2 protein-coding genes are annotated in these 3,973 nt (G+C 72.9%); both read left to right on the top strand.

Translation table 11 applies throughout. The features are described from left to right. Nucleotides 1–167 precede the first annotated feature (167 nt). Nucleotides 168–512: a hypothetical protein gene (locus tag WG209_RS14020; RefSeq protein WP_337175678.1), complete on the top strand. Its 345-nt coding sequence runs from the start codon at nt 168–170 to the stop codon at nt 510–512. A 123-nt stretch (nt 513–635) separates the two neighbouring features. Further along, the gene (locus WG209_RS14015) at nt 636–3,782 is read left to right on the top strand and encodes an Ig-like domain-containing protein (protein ID WP_337175677.1); all 3,147 of its coding nucleotides are present in this window, start codon (nt 636–638) and stop codon (nt 3,780–3,782) included. Nucleotides 3,783–3,973 lie beyond the last annotated feature (191 nt).

The raw sequence follows: 3,973 nt of genomic DNA, 5'->3' as shown, positions 1-3,973 counted from the left end.
TCTCGGCTGCACGCGCCAGCCAGCGACGTGCAGCCGAGACGGCCGCACCACAACAAGCCCTCTGTTACGCCCCCCTCGTCCGGCCTTCGGCCACCTTCTCCCCCGAGGGGAGGAGGGATATTCGTCATCGCCCCACGCGGGGTGTTTTCGATCGAGCGAGGGGAGCCATGGCGACCGCGACCCGGACGGAAGCGACCGGCCCCGCGACGGGCGGCGAGACGCGCATCCTCGCGGCGGGCGTCTCGTGGGGATTCTACGAGCGCTTCGTCGACGGCCTGCCCGAATCGTCCCCCGTGCGCGCGGCCTTCGACGGCGAGGACATGGAGATCATGGTCAAGGGCCCGATCCACAGGGAGTTCCGCTCGCTCCTGGGCCGGTTCGCGGAGGAGGTCGCGGGCGAGGTCGGCATCCCCTTCGATGAGATCCGCGACTGGATCACGGCCGACGACGCCCTGGATCGCCCCGCCTGGTCGCGCCGCCTTCGCGCCTGGGCCGCCGCGCGGGCCCGCTGAACGCCATGTCGGCCCCCTGGGTGGATGTCGTCCGCCCGGCCAGGGTTGCGAATCTGGAGAAGGTGGGCAAAAATAAAGCCCTGGTCGGCGAGACGATGGGCGAGGCATCCGGGAGGGGACACGATGACGATTCGCGCGCGGCGCGGGCGGTCGAGGCGGCCGGGGTTGGAGAGGCTTGAGGGGCGGGCGCTCTTGAACGCCTCGATCGACATCGCGGACGACGGCTCGATCGTCTACAGGACCGACCCGGCCGCGCCGCAGTCGCTCCTGGTGAGCACGACGGGCGGGGTCTACACGTTCGCGGTCAATCCGGGCGAGCCGCCGATCGACGTGACGAACAACTCGTCGCTGGTCGTGACGGGGGACGGCACGAGGACTGTCACCGTGGCGAACCCCTCCGGCGGCATCCGGATCGAGGCCGCCTCGGCCGGGCAGACGATCCGCGTGCGGAGCACCGCGCTGCCGATGGTGATCGACCTCCAGGCCGATTCCGAGCGGGTGATCCTGGGCGACGACCAGGGGGCCGGCGCCGTGGGCCTGCGGGCGCTCGCGGCGTCGATCACCGTGGCGTCGGCGTCGACCTTCACGTCCAACAGCCTGACGGTCGACGACGGCGCGGCGACCTACGGCCCGGGCGTCAGGCCGACGTACCGTATCACCTCGACGGCCATCGCGGCCCCCTCGGCGACGGGCTTCGTCGGCGTCTCGTACACCGGCCTGGCGCGGGTGACGCTGAAGGGGACCTCGGCCGCCTCGGTCGACAGCCCGCTGTACCTGGTCACGGGGACGGCCGGGGGCGTCGTCACCACGATCGACGGCTCGGCCGGGCCCGCGAGCCGCGACTTCTCCGTGGTCGGCACGTCGTCCTCCCCGGGGAGCATGCTCAGGCTCCTCTCGGCCGGGTCGGCGAACCTCTACGTCTCGTCGATGGACTCGCCGGTCTACTTCAACGCCGGGAACGGCCGCTCGACGGTCCAGGTCGAGGCCGTGCGCGGCGGCGCCTCCTACGGGCTCGATTCGGACCTCGTCCTCAACGGCGGCGGCGGGACGATCGACGTCCAGGTCTCCAACTTCTGGAACACCGGCGCGCGCCGGGGGAACCCGAACTGGGCCCTGGGGCTCGCCTCGCCCACGTCGCCCTACGCGGTGATGCGCGACTCGACCAACCCGAACGTCGGCGGCCTGTTCTTCCGCCCGGGCGAGGTCCACAGCCTCGGGCTGAACGCCACCGGGAACCGCGGCGCGTCGCTGCTGGTCGACTTCCGCGACGGCGACCCGCTCCCCACCGGCTCGGCGCCCGCGTCCAACGCCCCTCGATCGGGGCTGACCTACGTCGGCGCGGCCGGGCTGGGGGCCGGCGCGGGCTACGCCCTGGCGTTCGTCGGCTCGCCGCCGGCGGGGGCCTTCGCCAGCCAGGCCCACACGGCGTTCCCGCTCTATCGCGGCCAGATCGAGATGGTCGCGGCCGACGGCGGCACCCGGAGGGTGGCGTATCAGCTCGACCCCGCCGCCCCGCTGTTCGACGACTCGGCGGCCGTCGAATCCTACCGCTGGTTCTACGACATCATGAACGGCGGGAACGTCCCCCCCGAGACCGACTCGACGCTGGGCGTGATCGACTCGCTCTCCACCGTCATCCAGGGGCAGGGGCTGATGCTGCGGGAGGCGAACCCCGCCGTGCGCCTGGCCCGCTATTTCGTCGCCGGCAAGACCGACGTGCGGATCTCGCGGGGATGGTCCCTCGGCACGGTGACGACCGTGCTGGACTACTCGCCGGAGCGCCTGACGAACCCCGACGGCACCACCACGATCCCCCCGGTCGTCGGGCTGTCGACGCTCATGATCGACGACGCCTCGCCGCAGTCGACGCCCAACGACGACGTCGTGCAGCTCCACGCCGCGCCGCCGGGGACGTCCATCTTCGTCGTCCAGAACTTCGGGGCCGACTCCGCCTACGTGAGGCTGACCGGCCTCGAGGGCGTGATCGGCGTGGGCCTGGACGCCGGCACGAGCAGCACCGAGGGCCAGCCCGACACGGACACGCTGTACATCGACGCGGGGGGCCTGCGCCTGGGCGCCGCCAACATCGTGGGCCTGGGGCCGAACGCGATCCAGATCCCGGCGCTGGCGCCGGAATCCGCGACGGTCTCGGCGAGGAACTACGAGGAGGTCCGCGTCGCCAACTCGTCCGCCCCCATGTTCGAGGCGCGGCCGACGGCGATCGCGGCGACGGCCCAGGTCCCGCTGGTCGACGTCACCGCGGGGATCCTGATCGCGACCATCCCCGGGCTGACGTTCGCGGGGCTGACGGCCACGATCGCCTGGGGCGACGGCACGGCGTCGCTCGGGATCATCCAGGCCGTCCCCGGCTCGCCCGGGACGTACCGCGTGATCGGCTCGCACACCTACGGCCGGTCGGGCGTCTTCACGCCGGTCATCCGGCTCTCGGGGACGTCGGACGCCCGGACGGTCGTGTCGAACGTGGGGGTGACGTTCGAGGTGTCCGGCACGTCCGGCACGACCGCCCCCGCGCCCAGCCTGGGCGTCTTCCTGACGCCCGGGAGCGACTCCGGGGTCTCCTCGTCCGACCTGATCACGAACGTCGTCCGGCCGACCTTCGTCGGGGCCTCGGGCTCGCCCGGGGCGCGGATCGACCTCTACGCCGCGGCGCGCGGCGGGGGCCCGCTCATCCCCCTGGGATCGACCACGGCCGACGCCTCGGGCGGCTGGGCGATCACCGCGGCGGCGCCGCTGATCGACGGCGATTACACCATCCAGGCCGTCTCCACCACCGCCTCGACCGCGGCGAACGGCACGGCGAACCTCGCCGGGCCCCTCCGGATCGACACCCTGGGCCCGAGGGTCTGGGGCGTGGCGGTCGACCCGCTGGCCCGCGCGGTCCAGATCTACATCCGCGACCACGGCGGCGCCGGGGACGCGGGCTCGGCCCTGTTCGCGGCCGAGCTGCCGGGCAATTACGTCTTCGGCCCGATGGGCGTCCAGTCCGTTCAAACGGCCCCGCCGTGGCCCGCGACGGCCACCGTCGTCACCCTGCGGACGGCCCGCCCGATCCGCCAGGGCGCGCACACGCTGACGATCCTCTCGGGCCGCAACCTCGCGACCGGCCAGGGCATCTTCGACGCCGCCGGCAACCCGCTCGACGGCGCGTACGCCGGGAGCTTCCCCTCCGGCGGCGCGAACACCGCCCGGGACTTCCGCGCCCGCCTGACGATCCGCAACAACCGCCTCGCCTCCATCCTCCCGGCCTGACCGGGGGGGAGACAGGCCCGAAGCCGCGGGACCAGGGCGGGGATGGTCATCCCTTCTCCCCTCGTGGTGCTCTGTCGAAAACAATCCCGGGCCGGTGTTCGTAGAAGGGGCATGAAGACCAAGAGCCAGACGACCCGGCCCATGACCAAGTCGGTGCTGCGGCTGGCGCGGGAGGCCGTCGGGATCGCCCG

It is taken from the genome of Paludisphaera sp., from assembly GCF_037189885.1.
Classification (GTDB): Bacteria; Planctomycetota; Planctomycetia; order Isosphaerales; family Isosphaeraceae; genus Paludisphaera.
Note: the sequence above shows the minus strand (reverse complement) of the source record. Positions and strands in the feature narration are given on the sequence as shown.